The organism is Streptomyces sp. NPDC029216, from assembly GCF_040648015.1.
GTDB lineage: Bacteria > Actinomycetota > Actinomycetes > Streptomycetales > Streptomycetaceae > Streptomyces.
This window is the reverse complement of sequence record NZ_JBEZWL010000031.1, coordinates 23,208-40,475: the sequence shown is the minus strand read 5'-3', so window position 1 is coordinate 40,475 and position 17,268 is coordinate 23,208. Positions and strand designations below refer to the sequence as shown.

Genomic DNA, 17,268 nt, shown 5'->3' with positions numbered 1-17,268 from the left:
GGGATGACCCCTTCATGACCTCGTTGGCGGCGGGGCTCACGTTCTGCTCCCCGCACCTGCGGGGATGACCCCCGCTACGCCGGCATGGATCCGGTGCTCGCCTACTGCTCCCCGCACTCGCGGGGACGACCCAGACCTTGGGCTGGTGTCTGGGGAGCGCTGCTCCCCGGCCGTTGGGCCGGTTCACGGTGGCCAGGGGACTTTCGGCTGCGTGCTCGGGACTTTTGTCCCTTAGGTGGATTTCACGTTCGTGATCAACTTCAGGTGACTGATCACCAGATGCGTGCATCCGTACGCTTTAATGGGGGAAATCCATATGAACTCCGGCACTACGTCCCGCACGTTCCGGACCGCCTGCGCCACCGTCCTCGCCACCGCCCTGTTGGCCGCAGTGGCACCGACCGCCTCGGCAACCGGCGGCCCGTCCGCAGGCAAGCCCGAAAACGCCGCCAAGGTGGTGACCGCCGACGGGGGCGGCGCCTACCTGGACCTCGCCTCCGCCGGCTACACCTACGAGGAGGCCGTCGAGGCCTTCAAGGACTCCGACGTCGTCACCGTTGTCCGCGGCGACCTGCTCCGCGAGGACGGCGAGGCCCCCTCCCGCGTGGCACGCGGCGTCTCGCTCGGCTGGTACGTCTACGTCAAGCTGAGCAAGTCCCAGGCCAAGGCGATCAACGCCGGTTCGGCGGCGACCGCGGCCGGCCTCATCGGGGTCATCACCGGCGGCATCGGCGCCGCCGTCGCCGCCGGCGTCTACGCGTACATGGTCTCCCTCGGCAACGAGGGCATCGATCGGTGCAAGAACGGCGTGGAGATGAAGTTCACCTACACCGGCAAGGCAGCCGGAGTGAAGTGCTACTGATCAGGGAGGAGTCCGCCGTGCGCCACCCCACCGCACTCTCGACCGGCCTGGTCGTCGGCCTGTTCGTCCTCTTCGGGGTGCTCCTGTGCACCACGTGGAGGTCGAGCGGGGACGCTCTGGCGACGACGCTGGCGGTCTACCTGGCGGTCGCGGTACCCGGCTGCCTCCTCGTCCTCTGGCTGATGCGCCGCGGGCGACGGTAGCCACACGTTGAGACCAGGAAGATCGGGAAGCCGTCTGTTTCACGGTCTTCCCGGTCCTTCCCACACGTCCTCACGCCCGGCCAGGCCAATGACGCACCGGCGTTCACACAGGTCATGGGCGGATCGACCGGCCCAGGGGTCACACAGGACGTGGTCCTGACCGGCAAGGCATGCCCGACCAGGGGATCCGTCGGCACTTGCGGCGGCGCGGCATCTGCGCGGTGATCCCGCGACCAGCCGACCAGCCGACCAGCCGACCAGCCGACCAGCCGACCAGCCGACCAGCCGACCAGCCGACCAGCCGACCAGGCCGCCAACGGCGAGCGGTTTGGCTGGCTCGGCGGCTGGCCGTCGGACAAACACCAAAGCCGGGGCCGGAGCTGATGCAAGGAGGCCTTGGCCGGGAGGTGGCGCGGGGCCCCCGAGGGGAGACGTCGCTCAGGGGGTCGGATCGGCGGGGTGTGAGCACCGGCTCCTGCGGAAGCGCCGAATCCGGGGGCGGTGAGCAGTGAACCGGTCGGCGGCCGCCTCCCGATCGAGCTGGTGACGGCGAGTTGGAAACCGTGGCCTTGGTGGTGGTCACCTGTTCCGGTAACTGATTCGCCACATCGGCACTTTGGCGGGCCCGCCCGCGGTGACCGAGCCCTTGGTCGCAGCTCGGGCGTGACCTGGTCACGGCTGGGATCGGATCACCGAGACGCAGCACAACGCTGCGAGAGCGAGAGCCGCCGCCGCTGGCCCCGCGAGGGGCTCAATGGCGATGGCAGGAAGGGGCCGGTCGGTTGGCGGGACGGCGTCTTTGGGGTCGAAGACCATCGTGAGATGCCGGCCCGGGCGCGCGGTGGCACCGCACGTGCGCCAGGCTTCGGTCTGGACCGGCGTTCCGTCAAGGAGGCGTACCGAGCAGGAGTTCTTGACGTAGTCCCGACCCTCGTAGCGGTGGACGTGAACCTCGGTCACTACCACCGTACGGCTCTCGCCGCGCGCCGCGAGGACAGCCTGTGCGGTCGGGCCCGGTATCCACCAGGCGAGGGCCCCGCCAAGCAGGGCGACTGCGCCGACCAATACGCGTCCCGCGTTCGTCGAGAAGAGGTACCAGGCGGCAGCCAGACTCACGACGACACCGACCACCGAGCCCACTGTGTCGAAACCGGTCAGCGTGCCCGTCACCGCGGCACCCGCCACCAATCCGGCGGTCACGACGCCCACGGCGACACCCTCTACTACCAGCCGGGCGGGGGGCCGTCCGGAGAAGTTCGCCGGACCCCACAGGAACGCGCCGTCATAGGACATTCTGCTCCATTGGTCGGTCTACGGCTGGCGCTGCTTCGCCGCGCGTGTTGGTGTCAATGATCGTAAAGAGTGCGAGAGCGGAAGCGAAGGGAATCGCGACCGCCATGAAGGCCACCTCGACGGGGTGGGCCGCCCCCACTCCAGGGGAGACGGACCCAGATCAGCCGGCCGGCGCCGATCGCGGAGCCCGTTCTGTCCCGCACGGAAAGCCTGCCGCCGCGCAGCATCGGCGGACCAGCCGCTCCTGGGGCGTTTGTTCAGCTGCCCTCAGGGGGTTGGCCATCTACAGCAGCCCGGGGGATGTGAACACGACGGGACCCGGATAGATCTCCACACGGTGTGCTTCCCAGGGCCGGGGGCCTTCGCGCGGCGGCGCAGGAGCGGGGCCAGCTCGACCTACCAGCCGCGGCCGACGGCCTGGAGCATCTCGGCGAAAGCCATCTGTTCGCCGATCCGGCCGGCCACCCTGTTGGCCGTCGGGGGCGACGAGCAGAAGCATGGAGCCATCACCGCTTCCAACCGCGCCGTAGAGCTGTACCAGTCCGGTCCGGAGGGAGACCGCTCCTCCGACACCCGGCGGCATCGCGATAGTCTCCACCAACAGCCGGACCGACAAGCGGGAACCGGAGCGCCTTTGGCGCCAGGCCGCGGGCCACGTGCCAGGCATCCCGGAAGGGCTGGCTCGAGTGCAGCTGTCCGCTCGCTTCAACGCGGAGGACGCGCCGGCGATCCCCGGTACGGTCTTGGGCGAGATCCGAACCATCCCCCTCCCCGGGGTGATCGAGGTGACCGACGCCGAACCGGTCGTCGCGCACTGGGCCCCCTACAAAGGCCTGGGCGAGCGCGCGCGAGAGCGGGTTGACGAGGTCATTTGACGCAGAGGGCGTGTTTCGCATTACTTGCCTGGGCGGCATACTCGTCTGCCGGAGCCCCCGCCTGTAAGGCCCTTGGCAAGCAACGAGGTCATGCGTACAGACGCGCTGTCCCAGTTCCGATCCCTGGCCGCTCACGCGGCGCCGCCAGCAGCCGATCCGAGCCGCGCCCGGCAGGCCGGCTGCTCCCCGCACCCGCGGGGATGAACCCAACTACGGCGTGCCCTTCGGCAAGGAAAGCCGCTGCTCCCCGCACTCGCAGGGATGAGTCCGGGATCGTGGCCCGACTACGTGGTACGGGACGGCCCGCCCAAGCGGGGATGGCCTCTTCCCCGGGTAATCGGTTGCCCGTTCCGGATGGACCACGCACGGGTGCTCGTACCAGTCCTCGGGGGAGGCCGACCGCTGCCTGTGCTGCCATCGGCAACGCCTCATCGAGGGCGCCGACCGCGCGCCATCGTAGTGGTACGGCCCATGTGCGAAGGGCGCCACAGGTACCCGGAGCGGGCGGGCGAGCTGCGTGGCCTGCCGTGCTCAGCGGACGTGGTTCTTGAGGATGTCGGTGTCATCCAGGGTGATGTTCACCGGCTCGGGGATCCTCACGGTGTCGCCGAAGAAGAACGTCTGCGTGTGGTACCGCCCGCTGACGGGGTCGGTGTGCAGCACCAGCGAGCCGTTGTCCCGGTCGATGAGCAGGTAGACCGGGATCTCCTTCTCCGCGTAGGCCCGCGGCTTCTCCTGACGGTCCCGCTGGTCGGTCTTGGTGTCGTACGAGGTGACCTCGACGACCATGACGACACCCTCCGTGCCGGCCCATTCCCCCTGGCCGGCGAAGTACCCCTTGGGGGCGAGAGCACCGGCCGGGCGGGCATTGCCGTTCCCGTCGGTGTCGACGCGCAGGCCCTGCTCGGGGTACAGGCGCAGGTCGGGCCGCTGCCGCATGCAGTGCTCGAGGAGCCACATGATGATCTCGCCGTGGTCGCCGTCGGGGACGGGCTTGACTCCCAGTTCTCCGTTGATGAATTCGAGCTTGACGTCGTGCTGCGCGGCGGCTTCGCGATGGCTTAGAAGGCCTCGCGGCTCATCTGCGGCCAGTCTCGTGTGATCACGGTGTCCTCCCGGTAGGAGCTCGGCCAGGGTATCGAGCCGGCGCGGTGGTGCGTGGATCGGCCGTCGGCCCCGATGCCACCGTCTGCGTGGGATGAGGGGCTGTCACAGTGACCATGACGGACCCCTCCTGGTCGCGACCGGCTGGCGCCGCCTCCTCCAGCACCCAACAGAACTGGCGGCGCAGGACGGTCGACAGCCACGCTCAGACCTTCGAAGTCGTCTGGGCCACCGCACGGCCCCGGACTCCCGACGTCCGACGGATGAAGCGCCCTCCCGAGGCTGTCGGCTCCGTAGCGGCCAACAAGCCCCGCCACTCGCTCAGCGGTAGCGGTCGGCTTCCCGTCAGGCGTCGCCATGTCGCCTGCACGCCGTGTGGGCTGCTGCGTTGTCAGTGTCGGGGAATACCCTCCGACCCATGGCAGACAAACCCCCTGACGTCTGGCGTGCCTGGATGGCTGAGACAGCCCGCGAGCTGGCCGCCGGCACCCTGGGTGCGGAGTGCGCTGATGTGGTGGACCTCTACCCCGAGTCGCTGTTGCTGGCGACGGACGATGCCCTGACGGTGTTCGAGGACGAGGTGCGAGCGCTGTGGGAGCCGTCCGACGAGGCGGTATTCGGGGCCGTCGAGCGGGTTGTCCTCGCGCTCAACGCGATCGACGGGGACGCCGGGCACGGTGGCGTCGGCTTCTGCACGGAGGAGCGGGAGCAGCTGTGCGAGTACATCGATCTCACCTTGAGCGAGAACGGTGTGGACGTGCCTGCCTTGGCGGCGCGGCGCGGCATCGACCGGGCGGAGATTACGGACTCCTGGCGCGACTGGTAAGGCCCCGGCGCGATCCGGCGGGGGACGAGGAGCAGGAGGTGCACGGCACCCCTGGCTCCGTCCTCGTGTCACTCGCATATCAGCGGGGGTAGGGGTCAGCGCCGACGCCGGCGAGCACACTCGGGTACAGCCCCGCGCGGCGCTGAACCACCGCCCCAGCCGGTGCCGGCGGCGCGGACCTCTCTCCTGTGCCCGGAAGCCGCTACGTACCCTGGCCGCGCCCGTCCTCCGTCCGCGCCTGCGCCCGCCACGTGTGGCACGGCAGGACTCCGCCAGCGTGCTGAAGAACCGCTGGTCTCGCCACGCCTCCACGTTCCCGATCACGAACAGCCGCCGCTTCGCCCTGCTCACCGCGACATTGAGGAGGTTCGGGCGGGACGCCGCCCAGGTCCGGGCGCCCGGGCGGCGCGGGTCCGTGCCCAGGACCAGGATGACCACGTCCGCCTCCTTGCCCTGCGTCGTGTGCACCGTACCGACCCGGTCGGCCGGCATCAGGTTCCGGCACGCCCGCCGTGCGCCCGCCACCACCTGCCGGAACGGGCTGATCACGAACATGTCCCCCGCCAGGTCCACGCCCCCCTCGTCCCGCAGCCGCTCCAGCACCCGCCGCAGCGCCCGCCCCTCCTCCGGGATCCAGTGCCCATCCGCCTCCGCCCCGACGACGTTCACCCAGCTGCTGCCCGGCCGGTAGACGTCCGCCTCGCGCGGCGGCGTCCCCTGCACCATCAGGCCGTCGTAGGCGACCGCGTTGCTGATCGAGAACATCGGATCGTCGCACCGCCGGTGCACCCGCAGCGGCGCCCTGACCCACACCTCGTGCCCGCCGTCGGGCAGTTCGGCGGGCAGCAGCGTGCCGTAGCGGTTGGTGCGGTCGGCCAGCTGCTGCACCGACGTACGGCCCGGCGCCCACTCCTCGGCCACCCCGAAGTCGTCGCGCAGCGCCCTCTGGGCCGTCCACGGCAGGACCACGACGGGCTCCAGCTGCAGCGGGTCGCCGACGACGACCGTGCGCCGCGCCCGCCACATGCCGCCCACCGCCATCTGCGGCGTCGCCTGCCCGGCCTCGTCCACGAACAGCCAGCCCAGCGCCTCCGCCCCCAGCCGCCCGAAGACCCGGTCCAGCGAGCGAAGGTCGTCGACACGACCGGTACGACGAGGAACAGGCTCTGCCAGGCCGCCCGCACGTGCGTCTCGGGCACGCTCTTCGGCACCGCGCCCGCGACGGCGTCATCGCCGCCATCAGGTTCGCGTATCGTGCGGGCCGTGCAGCGCAGGAAGGCCCGGTGGAGGTCGAGCGTGGCGAGGAACACCTCGGTACGGGCCTGCGTGATCTCGGGGTCGGACCAGGGCGCGGCGAGCTCGCGCGCCGCGTCGTCGGTCAGCCAGGAGTCCTCCGGAACGAACCCCTCCCAGCGGGTCCGGGCCGCGGCGAGGGCCCGCTCGGTGCACTCGGCGTCGCCGAGCGCCGCGCGCTGCGCCTCCTGGCGGGCGCGCAGGGCAGCCGCCGCCGCGCCCACCGCTGCCCGCACGCCGTCCACGTGCGCCTGCGCCGCCTCGCGCCCCTTCCGGGCGTCGGACACCAGGCCCGCGGCCCCGGCCTCGTCGGCGTGCCAGTCGCGTGCCGCCCGGCCCAGGGTGAACAGACTCACCGTGAACCCGGGCCGGCGGGCCAGGTGCGCCCGGTGCGCCTGCTCGGCCTCCGCGAACGCCTCCTGGGCGCGGGCCAGCGCGGCCTCGGCCCCGGGGAGGTCCTCCCGTACGCGGGCGAGCCGCACCGCGTCCCGTTCCGCGGCGAGCCGCGCCCGCTGCACGGCCTCGTACGCCGCGGCCTGCCCGGCGTACGCTTCGGCGGCCGCGGACCGCTCGTCCCGCAGCCGCTCGGCCTCGGCGAGCGCCGCCTGGAAGCGCTGCCTGGCCTCGCGCCACACGCCGACCTGCGGGACGTCACGCCACTGGCGCATCAGGTGCGAGAGCCCGCTGCCGCTGTCGAGCCACGCGTTACTGACTTCGGCGCGTCAGGGTGAACTGTGCGGAAATGCCTGATGGGCGTGGTGTGGTGACTGTATCCGGTGGCGTGTGAGATATGCGGATGGTGGCGGGTTGACCGCTGCGGGACGGGTGCGCCGGGAGTCGGTTCGGATGCGGGCGGCCGAGCTGTTCGAGCAGAGGGTCAAGCCGACGGAGGTGGCTAGGCGTCTGCGGGTGAGCGTGAAGTCCGCTTACCAGTGGCACCAGTTGTGGCGCGAGGGCGGAGCCGAGGCGTTGAACTCCCGGGGGCCGGGCGGGTCGCGGTGCCGCTTGTCCCCGCGCTGCCTGGTGAAGCTGGCCGCCTATCTGGAGGGGGGACCCGCGGTGCACGGCTGGGTGGAGGACCAGGTGTGGACCGCGGCGCGGGTGGTCACGCTGATCAGGCGGAAGTTCCACGTCACGTACAGCGTGTCGGGGCTACGAGGCTGATGCACAGGCTCGGCTTCAGCCCACAGGTCCCCGCCCGGCGGGTCGCCGAGCGCAACGAGCAGGCTGTCACCGTGTGGAACGAGGTGACCTGGGCGGAGGTAAAAGGACCCGGGCGGCCTGCGGGGGTTACATCTGCTTCGAGGACGAGGCAGGCTTCACCCGCCGACCGCCCAGGGGGCGCACATGGGGCCGGCGTGGCCGAACCCCGGTCGTCACGGTCAGCGGCCACCGGGCTGGACGCCTGTCCGTGGCCGGGCTGATCGCGATGCGTCCCGGCTCCCGTACCCGGCTGTGCCACCGGCTGGTCACCCACCCCGCGGGTAAGGGCAAGCGCCGCAGCATGAGCGAGCGGGACTTCATCGCCCTGGTCGACGGTGTCCACCAGCTCGTCAAAGCGCCGATTGTGCTGGTCTGGGACCGGCTGAACACCCATGTCTCCCGCGCCATGCGCGAGTTGGTCGCCCGGCGCGCGTGGCTGACGGTCTTCCTCCTGCCCGCGTACGCGCCCGACCTCAACCCTGTCGAGTGGGTCTGGGCGCACGTCAAACGCAGTCTGTCCAACCTCGCCGTCATGGCCCTCGACCGGCTTGAAGCACTCGTCCGCAATCGGCTCAAACGCCTCCAGTACCGGCCCGACACCCTCGACGGCTTCATAGCCGGCACCGGCCTGACCCTCGACACCCCAACCTCATCCTGACAAGCCGAAGTCAGTAAGCGGGGTGCGGATGTACGCGAAGGCCGGGCCCGGTCCGTGGTGGACCGGGCCCGGCCGGTTGCCCGGCACTGTGGCGGTTAGCCCTGTCCGCTGGCGTACAGGCCGAGGAAGGGGGTCAGGCGGGGCTGAAGATTGGTGGGGTTCCCGATCTCGGTCACGTAGCCGTAGTAGCGCCCGTCGATCGTCACGCCCCGGTCGGTGCGGTGGGCCGCGGTGTTGTGCGCCATGCGGGACAGGTCGCTCCAGCTGGTTTCGAGGCCGGTGCCGAAGGCGCCGATGTGAGCCGGATTACCCGGGGCGTAGATGTCGCTGCCAGAGTAGATGCTCTCGGCGATGCGGTTCTGGATCCAGCCGAAACGGGCGGCCTCGGAGGTGGCCTGGATGATGTAGGCCATGGCCCGGTTCACCGTGGTGGAGTTGCGGTTGTTCGGCGTGGCGTTGGTGAGGTTCTGCACCTGCGTGTACAGCGTCGTCCGGTCGTAGGGCTGGTTCCCCCGCCACTCCGGGGGAGCCGACATCTGCTGGTAGCTGCCGTCGCCGGTGATCTGGTTGAACAGGGGGGCCGTCGCCAGGCCGTAGGCGTGGCGGATTTCCTCCGGCAGGTGGTTGGTGTACGCGCGGTCGGCCTGGTTGGGGCGGGGGACGATGCGGTAGTGCTGGCCGCGGGCGGAGAATCCCAGGAAGTAGAGGTTGTCGACGTTGAAGTACAGCGCGAGGTGCGCACGTTGGCCGTCCGCCTCGTGGGTCCAGACCAGGACCCGGATGACACGGTTGCTGTTGGTCCGGGTCGGGGTGTCCATGTACCCCGGGCTGTTGCTGACGCCTGGCATCTGGTGGCCGGCGGCGTTGCGTAGCGCGTTCACCATGGCGTTGTAGTCAATTTGGGTGTCAGCCGCCCGCTGGCTCCGGTTCGGCGCATCCATCGCGTACAGGTGCCAGTCGATGGTGGTGAACCGCTGGCTGGTCTCGGCGTTGGCCTTGGGGGCGGCGGCCCCGAAGAGGACGCTGCACGCGGACACCAGGGCGAGCAGCAGGACCGCGAGCTGCTTTCCGGTTCGGCGCGTGGTGGATGTCGGATGCAGGCGCATCGGGTGGTTCTCCTGGAATTCTTGCGCGCGGGTGTGAGCCGCACGGCGAGGACCCCCGCGCGAGCGCCTGCCGCTGCGTCGGGGCAGGGGCGTCCTCGCGGGACGGATGGAGAGGAAGCGGCCGGCGTCCCGCCCGCCGGGCCCCTCGGGTCCCGGCGGGACGAAGGGTCGGCGGAGGAGGGCTTCCGGGTGGCTCCGGGGCCGTCTTCCTCAGGCTTCGATCCAACTCGGGCGGAGGGGCGTGAACCAGGCACTTTCACCGGCACAACTAGGTGGCGCATACTTTTGCCGGTTGGGTTCGCGGTTCGGCGGGGCCACGTCGAACACGGGAAGATCATCAGCATGGCCTCGACCACACCGGCCGACTACTCCTTCGGTACGCTGCTGCACGCCCTGCGCCGCCGGGCCGGGCTCAGTCAGGAGGACTTGGCGCACGCGGCCGGGGTGAGTGTGCGGGGCTTGTCCTACCTGGAGAAGGGCCGCTCCCGCGGGCCGCAGCGCCGTACCGTGCAGGCGTTGGCGACGGCGCTGGGCCTGGATGCGGCCAGCGCCCGGGAGCTGGAGGACGCCGCGAGCGCGGGCCGGCGCCGCCCCATCCGCAGCACGGACGCCACAGCGCCACCGCTCAGCCCTTCGCCGGACGTCCCGGTGCCCGCCCTGGCATCGGAGGCCACTGTGAACGCGCCCGATCTGCTGCCGCGCGCGCCGCGCGGTTTCCACGGCCGGGCGGGCGAGCTCGCCGCGCTGACCCGGGCCACCGCGGGCGAGGCCCCGGTGTGCCTGGTGGTGGGGCCCGCCGGGGTCGGCAAGACCGCTCTGGTCCTGCACTGGGCCCGCCACGACCCCGCGGGCCTGGCCGACGGCCGCCTCTACGCCGATCTGCGCGGTTTCAGCGACATGGGCGAGCCGTCCGCCGCCGAGGTGCTGCGCGCGTTCCTGCTCGCCCTTGGCATTGCGCCCGAGCGGATACCGGAGTCGGAGCACGCCGCGGCCGCGCTGTTCCGCTCCCTGGCCGCCGACCGGCAGCTGATGGTCGTCCTCGACAACGCCCGCGACTCCGACCAGGTCCGCCCGCTCCTGCCCGGCGGCGACCGCTGTGTCACCGTCGTCACCAGCCGCCACCGCCTCGACGGGCTGATCGTCACCGACACCGCCTGCCCCGTCCCCCTGGACGTCCTCGCCCCCCAGGACGCCACCGCCCTCCTGGCCCGCCTCCTCGGCGCCGACCGGGTCCACGCCGAGGAGGCCGCCGCACTGCGCCTCGCGGACCTGTGCGGCGGACTGCCGCTGGCGCTGCGGGTGGTCGCCGCCCGCCTCGCCGGGCGGCCCGGCTGGACCCTGGCCGCACTCGCCGACGAGCTCGCCGACGAGACCCGCCGCCTTGGCCTGCTGGACCTGGAGGACACCGGCGTCCGCGCCGCACTCCACCTGACGCTGCGCCAACTCCCCGCGCCCGTAACGGACGTGTTCGCCGCCCTCGGCCGCCACCCCGGCACCCACCTGGACCGCTACACCGCCGCCGCCCTGGCCGGCACCGACCCGACCGCCGCCGACACTGCCCTGGACCGCCTGACGGCCGCACACCTGCTCACCGAGACCGCGCCCGGTCGCTGGACGATGCACGACCTTGTGCGGCTGTACGCCCGGGGCCTGGACGCCCACCCCGACACCCTCAAGCGCGTCCTCGACCACTACATCACCACCGCCACCGCCGCCGTCGCGGCGGCCGAACCCGGCTCCGAGGACTGCTTCCCCCTCCCCGCCGACTTCCACCCACCCACCGCGGTGCGGGACTTCGGCGACCGGAACGCCGCCGTCGCCTGGTTCACCGCCGAGCGCGGCAACCTCACCCAGGCGATCAACGCCGCCGACGCCGCCCTCCTGCACGAGCGCACCTGGCGCATCGTCATGACGATGTGGCCACTCATGGTCTGGCGGGTGCGCGACGGCTGGGCCCCGCTCCTGGAAACCGCCCTCGCCGCCGCGCGGGCCGACGCCGAGGAGCACGGGGAGGCACGGGTGCTCAACGTGCTGGGCTGGGTCCTCACCGAGGAAGACCGCACCCCCGAGGCACTCGTCCATCTGGAGGCCGCCTCCGCGCTCGCCGCCCGCGCTGGCGACGCCTTCGCCGAGGCCAACGCCCTGATCGTCCTCGCCATGGCCCAAGCCGCCCTCTGCGACCTGGACCAGGCCGCCACCAGCTGCGAGCGCGCCGCCGACCTGGGCCGCCGCATCGGTGACCGCAGGGTCGAACGCCTCGCCACCCAGCACCTCGCCCGCCACCAGGCCGACGCCGGCCACTGGCAGCAAGCCCTCACCACCGCCACCCGCACCCTGGACTTCGACTACCGCCCCGGCGCCACCGACATCCCCCACCTCCTCCTGCTCGCGATCAAGGGCGAGGCACTGCTCGGACTCGGACACCACGCCGAGGGCACCGCACAGCTCGACCTCGCGGCCCGGGAAGCGGAAGCCGCCGGCTACGACGACGGCACGGTACGAGCACTCGCCGCCCTCCTGCGCGCAGCCCCGAGTCCAGAGGTCCAAACACGCTACGACGTGGCACTCGCGCGACTCACCACCCGGGCCTGAACAGCAGCTGCACCCTCAGGGCGCTGGTGAATCCCGCCGACCCTGGGCGCTACTGACCTCCCCACAGTTCACCCTGACACGCCGAAGTCAGTACGGGGCCGGGGGCGCCGCTGCGGAGGAACGGGCGGCGGGGGAGGGGCGTCGGCGTCGGTCTGGCGGTACTTGCCGTGCCAGAACCGGTTCACGAACTCCATCCGGTTGCGCTTGCTGCCCAGCCGGGCCGCGACCGCACCCCACGCCGGCTCACCCTTGAGCAGCCGCGTGGCCTGCTCGGCGAAGTAGTCGGCCTCCTCCCACCACTGCCGGCCGAGGGCGGCGCGGGCGGGGATCTCGGTGGAGATGTTCTCCACCGCCCCGTTGTTGGCGGAGGCGACGACCATCTCGAACCCTGTGAACTCGGGGCGTAGCGGGGTGACCGTACGGGTGTAGTCGCCGCTCTTCCACACGTACGGGTCCTGCTGCGCGAACGCTTCGGACGGCAGCCGGAGCCCGGCCAGGCGGCGGGCCCGCTCCACGACGGCCGCGGCGCAGCAGTCGCGCAGCAACGTGGTCTTGCCGGTGCCGGGCGGGCCGTTGACGGCGAAGAGCCCGGCGCCGGGGGCGAGCTCGGCGTGCACGGCGTTCACCGCGAACTGCTGGCTCAGCGCGAGCGGGTGCCCGGCCTCGGCAGGCCAGCGCCCCGCCGGGGTACGGGCGGGGGCGACGCCCGCGAGGGCGGCTTCGGGGCGTTGGCGCAGGTCGATGCGGCGGGCCTTGTCGAAGGCGGCGCCGGGGGTGAGGTAGGCGGCGAGCCCGGCCCCGGGATCCTGCCGCGCGAGCGCGCCGGCGACGCGCTCCAGGTCGGCGGCGATGAAACTGTTGAGGAAGTCCTGCTGGTCGGCATCGCCGGCGTGATCGACCCGCACGGCCACGCTGCGCACCCGCACCCCGACGGGCTCCAGCGCCTCCGCCACCCCCCCCAGGCCCGGGCCAGCTCACCGGTGAACTCCAGCAACTGCCCGGCGGTGACCACCCCCGACCCGACGGGGGACCCCTCCTCGTCCCCCTCAGCCGGCGCCGCCCCCTCAGGCCCCCGAGGGCGGCGGCCCGCGCCCCCCAGGCCTCGGCCTCCTCCTCGAACCCGTCGAGCCAACCCCGGCGGCCGGGACCGGGGGAGACCGCCCGGCCGGTGGCCCAGGCGCAGGAGGAGAACACGGGGGAGTCGAGCAGCAGCCGGCCCTCGTCGGTCACGGTGAGCGCGAACACCGCGCTCTCGCCGTCCATCCGCCCGTCGTGGTCCTCACCGCTCTCCCCGAACACGCGGAGCAGGGTGTCCCGTACGGCACCGAGGGCGTACGCCCCACCGTAGACGACGTGCTGCCACCCGTACCCCGCCTCCAGCGGAACGGCCCGCAGCGCATGCCCGCCCTCCCACGGCAGGGGCCCGCCCGCCTCAACGGGATACACCCGCTCCCGGACGGACAGCCCGGGCACCTTCTGCGGGCTGAACAACTCCACCGCCCGCCAATACCCAACGGCCCCACTCCGCCGCCCCCACTCACCCCGGGCCCCGTCACGTGCCACTCCCGCCGCCGATCGGTGATCACTACTGCGCACTTTACGGGGGCGTGTGACGGCAAGTCAGACGTCCGCCGGGTCCGCCCCGGAGCTTGGGAGCAGCCCCGATAGGTGACACTTAGCAAGGGTATATTCCAGTTGTCGGATTCACTGAAAGTGCTCGAAAACAGGGTCTTGCCCGCCTAGAATCCAGCTCAAGAAGCCTGCTCCCCGCACCCGCGGGGATGAACCCAGATCCGCACCCTGTGGGACAGCCCGAACCAGCTGCTCCCCGCACCCGCGGGGATGAACCCGTCGCCGCCATCTTGTCGGCGTTGAGGCCGATCTACACCCCGCGCCCGCAGGGATGAATCACGGGCGAGGATGTCGACCAGTGGCCCGCTCAGCTGCTCCCCGCCGCCGCGGGGGAGGAGCCCCCGTTCGGGCAACACGGCGACCGCGTGGGCGTCCTGCCATGACACCAATCCGGGGCCTGTCGCACCAGCTGGTCACAGCCGGCCTGGCCGGGGCCTTACCTATAGCTGCACCATGGATAAGGCACCGCCGGCGCCAGCGCCCCGCTCGCAAGGGCGGCAGAGGTTGAGTGACCAGCCCGCCGCCAGTCGTCCCGGACGTCTTCCGTGCCGGGTGGCGACCTGGGTGCTGCGCTGCCGAGTCCGACGATCAGCCCCGCACCCGAAGCCCCGTCCATGCCCTGGCCGTGGTCGCGGGGGGACCGTGGTGATGTCTCTGCCGGCGGGCGCTCGGTAGCGGCGTCGAGCGCCAACGTCCCTGCTGGCTGCCGACCGGAACGCGCCAGGCGGCGGTCGGCCGGGGTCATGTCGGCGGTCAGCCGCCGGCCTCCAGCCACGTGATGCGGGTGATGGTGAGGGCCTGCGGGTCCCCGGTGAACCACTCCACGATGACGGAGGCGCCCGGCACGGCGGCGTCGTAGAGGTCGCCCCACCGGTCGGTGGGGGTGGCGCCGGGCGGGACCGTGCCGGCCTCGTGTGCGGCGGCGATGGCCGGTAGGAAGCGGACGGTGGCGGCGAAGGTCTCCGGTGCCTTGTCGGCCATCACGCCGAGGACGGCGGCGGCCTGGTCGCTCAGGCCGTGGCTCACCGGCCGTTCCCGAGGGCGGTGAGGACGTCGTCGAGGGAGCGGACGCCGGTCCGGTCGCCGGAGCGGAGGGCGGCGACCTGGGCGCGGTGGGCGTCGGTGCGGGTGGAGTCGGCGACGGCCCGCAGGTACCAGCGGTCCATGACGGCGAGCATGTCGGCTCCGGCCTGGGCGGCGAGGAGTTCTTCGAGGAAGGTGCCCTTGCGGGTGGCGTTGAGGGCGGCGGCGATGGCGTTGGGGGTGCGGGGGAGGGGCTCGGGCTCGTGGTGCTGGGGGAGGGCGCTCACGGTGGTGCTCCTTCCGGGTCAGGCTGCGGCGGCTGTGGTCGTGCCCTCGGCGGGCGGTTCTACGGTGAGGGTGGCGGGGTGTTCGGCGGCCTCGGTCGTGGCGTGCAGTGTGACGGTCACGGATCCGGCGAGGTACGCCTCGATCAGGGTGTCGATGACGAGCGACGTACGGCCCTCGCCGGCCTCGGCCTCGGTGCGGGCGAACACGGCGTCGTCGAGAGCGACGGCCACGCGTCCGCGGCCCGGCTCACGCGAGGGGCGCTTCGGCACGCTGAGACCGATGTGCCCCTCGGCATACGCCGTGAGAAGCAGCTCAAGGAGCTGCGAGGGAGTCAGGAACGTGTCGGCATCGGCGAGGCGCCGGTAATTCGCCCTGTGCAGCCACAGGTTGCGACGGGTGCGGGTCACGGGGGCGGGCTCCTCACATGTGGGCCTGGGCGCTGCCTGAGCCCGAGGGTAGCAACAGCGCGTCACTGACTCCAGACGCGCACACTGACGCAAGGCAGCGACATGGTGTGCGAGTCGATGACGCAGCTGTGCGCGCGTACCGCCGGCCGGGCGGGATGGAAGCGATGGAGAAAAAGACGGCTGCCCGGCGACTGAGGACCGTCTTCCGCCGATGGGGCGGGCTCGGATATGGAGTGGAGTCAGGGCGGCCGCGCACGGCAGAGTGGGACGGTGAGTGAACTGTGGGCACATACCCTGACGTGGGCAGACGTGGATCCGTCCTGTTCTTCCACCCGTTCGAGGACGGCAACGCGCGCGCGGCCCTGCTGGCGTTGGCCTTCGTCCTCGCCAGGGAAGGCGTCCTCCTCGACCAGGTCCACCCCCTCCAGACCACCCGCTGGGCCGACGACGCCGCAGGCGCGGCCGATCTGGCGATGCTGCTCGGCATCCTGATCACCGCGGCGGAGCGCCGCCTGTCCCGCGGGAGGCAGTCCTGAACGAACTTCGCGACGGCACCCGGCCCACGGCCCACGGCCCTCTGCGCCGGAAGCGTCAGTTCGTACGACGTGGGTGGGCCCGATCCCGGCGAGCAGGGCGTCCTGCGCTGGGTGGAACCGGCTTACGTCGAGTTCGCCGAAGCAGACGCCCGGGCCGGGGACAGGCGACGTCAGACGATCGCCAGGGTGGCGCAGCGGCTGGAGACCGGGCAGAAGGAGAGGTTGGGCAGCGGCGGTTCGCCTCTGCCAGGACCAGAAACAGCAGTGGGCCGCCACGGCGGCTGCAGGGGAAGCCGAGCGGGAGGCGCGGGAGCAGCGGACGCGGGCAGCGCTGGAAGCGGCGAACTGGCGGCTCGAACAGGGCCCTCCTGGACGGATTGCGCTGCGCGCGCATATGGCCCCGTTCGTCAGGCCGGTGACCACTTCCTGATGCGCGAGACCGGCATCCATCCGAGCAACGTCCTTCGCAGGAGGCCTGCCCATGTACGTACGTCCGGGGCCGACCGGGTCAGTACCGGGTGGCATGCTCGGCCGCCATGAACAAGCAGAAGTTCTGGCACCTCATCGAGGCAGCACGCACGCAGGCAGCCAACCCGGACGACGGAGAAGAGGTCGCACGCCTGGCCACCTCGCAGCTTGCCACGCGTCCGATAGACGAGATCGTCGCCGCTCAGCAGGTGCTGTAGGACCTGATGTCGGACTCCTACACGAACCCGCTGTGGGCCGCTGCCTACATGATCAACGGCGGATGCTCCGACGACGCGTTCGACTACTTCCGTGGCTGGTTGATCGCGCAGGGACGCGAGGTCTTCGAGCGCACCTCCACTGCAAGGACGTGCTGAGCATGGTCTGGAACGCACACATCATGGCGACCGGCAGACACGTCCCGGACGATGCGTTCACCATCCGGTACCCGAAGCTGGACCCCGCCTGGAACTTCGACTTCCTGCTCCCTGCACTTGCGGGGATGAACCCGCTGGGGTCACCGCCACACCTGTCGCCGAGGTGGCCTGCCACAGTGCGGAAGCACAAGGGAGCGGCCGTACTCGCCGACCGAGCGGCGCCGTGGCAGCTGACAAGCGCCTGAGGGCAATGCTCTGTAGCGACCGGTGCGGACAGCCACGGGCCGCTATCGGAGGGGCTGTTGGCTGGGCGATGGCGCTGAGCTGGACGTCCAGCTCAGCAGGCCTGCATGCGTAAGGTGCTCGCCACCGCTGCGCTCTGCCTGCAGGTCGAACGCTGCGCCATGTCGCGGAGCATCGCGGTGCCGTCCTGCGCGGCCATGTGCAACTGTCCCTCGGTGCCGCGCCGCACTCATGTCTCCGCGTCCGTGTACCGCCGACCCATCCACCTCACCCCACTGAGGT

The 17,268-nt window shown here is 71.6% G+C and carries 13 protein-coding genes, 7 pseudogenes and 1 CRISPR repeat array (1 of these 21 cut by a window edge); of the genes and pseudogenes, 12 read left to right on the top strand and 8 right to left on the bottom strand.

Features of this window, described 5'->3' with window-relative positions; all coding sequences use genetic code 11:
* Nucleotides 1-133: direct repeats of the CRISPR family, unit length 29 nt; it reaches 1,185 nt to the left of the window's first position.
* A gap of 183 nt (nucleotides 134-316) precedes the next feature.
* From AB0F18_RS14660 to AB0F18_RS14640, 5 genes and pseudogenes are all read left to right on the top strand, one after another.
* Nucleotides 317-862, top strand: coding sequence for a hypothetical protein (locus tag AB0F18_RS14660; RefSeq protein ID WP_362059489.1), 546 nt, complete (start codon nucleotides 317-319; stop codon nucleotides 860-862).
* Between the two features lie 17 nt (nucleotides 863-879).
* Nucleotides 880-1,065 (top strand): hypothetical protein, encoded by a 186-nt coding sequence (locus AB0F18_RS14655; RefSeq protein WP_362059486.1) that lies wholly within the window; start codon nucleotides 880-882, stop codon nucleotides 1,063-1,065.
* Between the two features lie 63 nt (nucleotides 1,066-1,128).
* Nucleotides 1,129-1,310, top strand: a pseudogene (locus AB0F18_RS14650) (IS5/IS1182 family transposase); the annotation flags it as partial.
* Nucleotides 1,287-1,343, top strand: a pseudogene (locus AB0F18_RS14645) (hypothetical protein); the annotation flags it as partial. The pseudogenes AB0F18_RS14650 and AB0F18_RS14645, both read left to right, overlap by 24 nt.
* A pseudogene (locus AB0F18_RS14640) lies at nucleotides 1,333-1,449 on the top strand (hypothetical protein); the annotation flags it as partial. The pseudogenes AB0F18_RS14645 and AB0F18_RS14640, both read left to right, overlap by 11 nt.
* A gap of 288 nt (nucleotides 1,450-1,737) precedes the next feature.
* On the opposite strand, the gene AB0F18_RS14635 reads toward AB0F18_RS14640, so the two are convergent.
* On the bottom strand, nucleotides 1,738-2,358 hold the full coding sequence (locus tag AB0F18_RS14635) for a hypothetical protein (protein WP_362059483.1): 621 nt from the start codon (nucleotides 2,356-2,358) through the stop codon (nucleotides 1,738-1,740).
* Between the two features lie 572 nt (nucleotides 2,359-2,930).
* Here AB0F18_RS14635 and AB0F18_RS14630 point away from each other — a divergent pair.
* Nucleotides 2,931-3,300, top strand: a pseudogene (locus AB0F18_RS14630) (SAM-dependent methyltransferase); the annotation flags it as partial.
* Between the two features lie 464 nt (nucleotides 3,301-3,764).
* Here AB0F18_RS14630 and AB0F18_RS14625 read toward each other — a convergent pair.
* On the bottom strand, nucleotides 3,765-4,238 hold the full coding sequence (locus AB0F18_RS14625) for a Uma2 family endonuclease (RefSeq protein ID WP_362059550.1): 474 nt from the start codon (nucleotides 4,236-4,238) through the stop codon (nucleotides 3,765-3,767).
* A 553-nt stretch (nucleotides 4,239-4,791) separates the two neighbouring features.
* Here AB0F18_RS14625 and AB0F18_RS14620 point away from each other — a divergent pair.
* Complete coding sequence (locus tag AB0F18_RS14620; RefSeq protein WP_362059480.1) at nucleotides 4,792-5,163, top strand: hypothetical protein; 372 nt, start codon at nucleotides 4,792-4,794, stop codon at nucleotides 5,161-5,163.
* Nucleotides 5,164-5,484: 321 nt separating this feature from the next.
* On the opposite strand, the pseudogene AB0F18_RS14615 reads toward AB0F18_RS14620, so the two are convergent.
* Nucleotides 5,485-6,189: pseudogene (locus tag AB0F18_RS14615) on the bottom strand (AAA domain-containing protein); the annotation flags it as partial.
* A gap of 1,113 nt (nucleotides 6,190-7,302) precedes the next feature.
* On the opposite strand from AB0F18_RS14615, the pseudogene AB0F18_RS14610 reads away from it, so the two are divergent.
* A pseudogene (locus AB0F18_RS14610) lies at nucleotides 7,303-7,811 on the top strand (winged helix-turn-helix domain-containing protein); the annotation flags it as partial.
* Nucleotides 7,694-8,317: a transposase gene (locus AB0F18_RS14605; RefSeq protein WP_362059477.1), complete on the top strand. Its 624-nt coding sequence runs from the start codon at nucleotides 7,694-7,696 to the stop codon at nucleotides 8,315-8,317. The pseudogene AB0F18_RS14610 and the gene AB0F18_RS14605, both read left to right, overlap by 118 nt.
* 95 nt (nucleotides 8,318-8,412) lie before the next feature.
* On the opposite strand, the gene AB0F18_RS14600 is transcribed toward AB0F18_RS14605, so the two are convergent.
* Nucleotides 8,413-9,423, bottom strand: coding sequence for a ribosome-inactivating family protein (locus AB0F18_RS14600; protein WP_362059474.1), 1,011 nt, complete (start codon nucleotides 9,421-9,423; stop codon nucleotides 8,413-8,415).
* Between the two features lie 342 nt (nucleotides 9,424-9,765).
* Here AB0F18_RS14600 and AB0F18_RS14595 point away from each other — a divergent pair, with 342 nt between their 5' ends.
* Nucleotides 9,766-12,015 carry a helix-turn-helix domain-containing protein gene (locus AB0F18_RS14595; protein WP_362059471.1) on the top strand — a complete coding sequence of 750 codons (2,250 nt, stop codon included), beginning with the start codon at nucleotides 9,766-9,768 and terminating at the stop codon, nucleotides 12,013-12,015.
* A 68-nt stretch (nucleotides 12,016-12,083) separates the two neighbouring features.
* Here AB0F18_RS14595 and AB0F18_RS14590 read toward each other — a convergent pair whose 3' ends face one another.
* The 4 genes from AB0F18_RS14590 to AB0F18_RS14575 form a co-directional block, all read right to left on the bottom strand.
* On the bottom strand, nucleotides 12,084-12,968 hold the full coding sequence (locus AB0F18_RS14590; protein ID WP_362059468.1) for a hypothetical protein: 885 nt from the start codon (nucleotides 12,966-12,968) through the stop codon (nucleotides 12,084-12,086).
* 1,432 nt (nucleotides 12,969-14,400) lie between these two features.
* Complete coding sequence (locus tag AB0F18_RS14585; RefSeq protein WP_362059465.1) at nucleotides 14,401-14,673, bottom strand: hypothetical protein; 273 nt, start codon at nucleotides 14,671-14,673, stop codon at nucleotides 14,401-14,403.
* Complete coding sequence (locus tag AB0F18_RS14580) at nucleotides 14,670-14,957, bottom strand: hypothetical protein (RefSeq protein ID WP_362059462.1); 288 nt, start codon at nucleotides 14,955-14,957, stop codon at nucleotides 14,670-14,672. The genes AB0F18_RS14585 and AB0F18_RS14580 overlap by 4 nt, the downstream gene beginning before the upstream one ends.
* Nucleotides 14,958-14,975: 18 nt before the next feature.
* Complete coding sequence (locus AB0F18_RS14575) at nucleotides 14,976-15,365, bottom strand: hypothetical protein (protein WP_362059459.1); 390 nt, start codon at nucleotides 15,363-15,365, stop codon at nucleotides 14,976-14,978.
* 299 nt (nucleotides 15,366-15,664) lie between these two features.
* Here AB0F18_RS14575 and AB0F18_RS14570 point away from each other — a divergent pair, with 299 nt between their 5' ends.
* Entirely contained in the window at nucleotides 15,665-15,901 is a 237-nt protein-coding gene (locus tag AB0F18_RS14570) for a hypothetical protein (protein WP_362059456.1), read from the top strand.
* Between the two features lie 536 nt (nucleotides 15,902-16,437).
* Nucleotides 16,438-16,988, top strand: a pseudogene (locus AB0F18_RS14565) (DUF4240 domain-containing protein).
* Nucleotides 16,989-17,268: the final 280 nt, after the last annotated feature.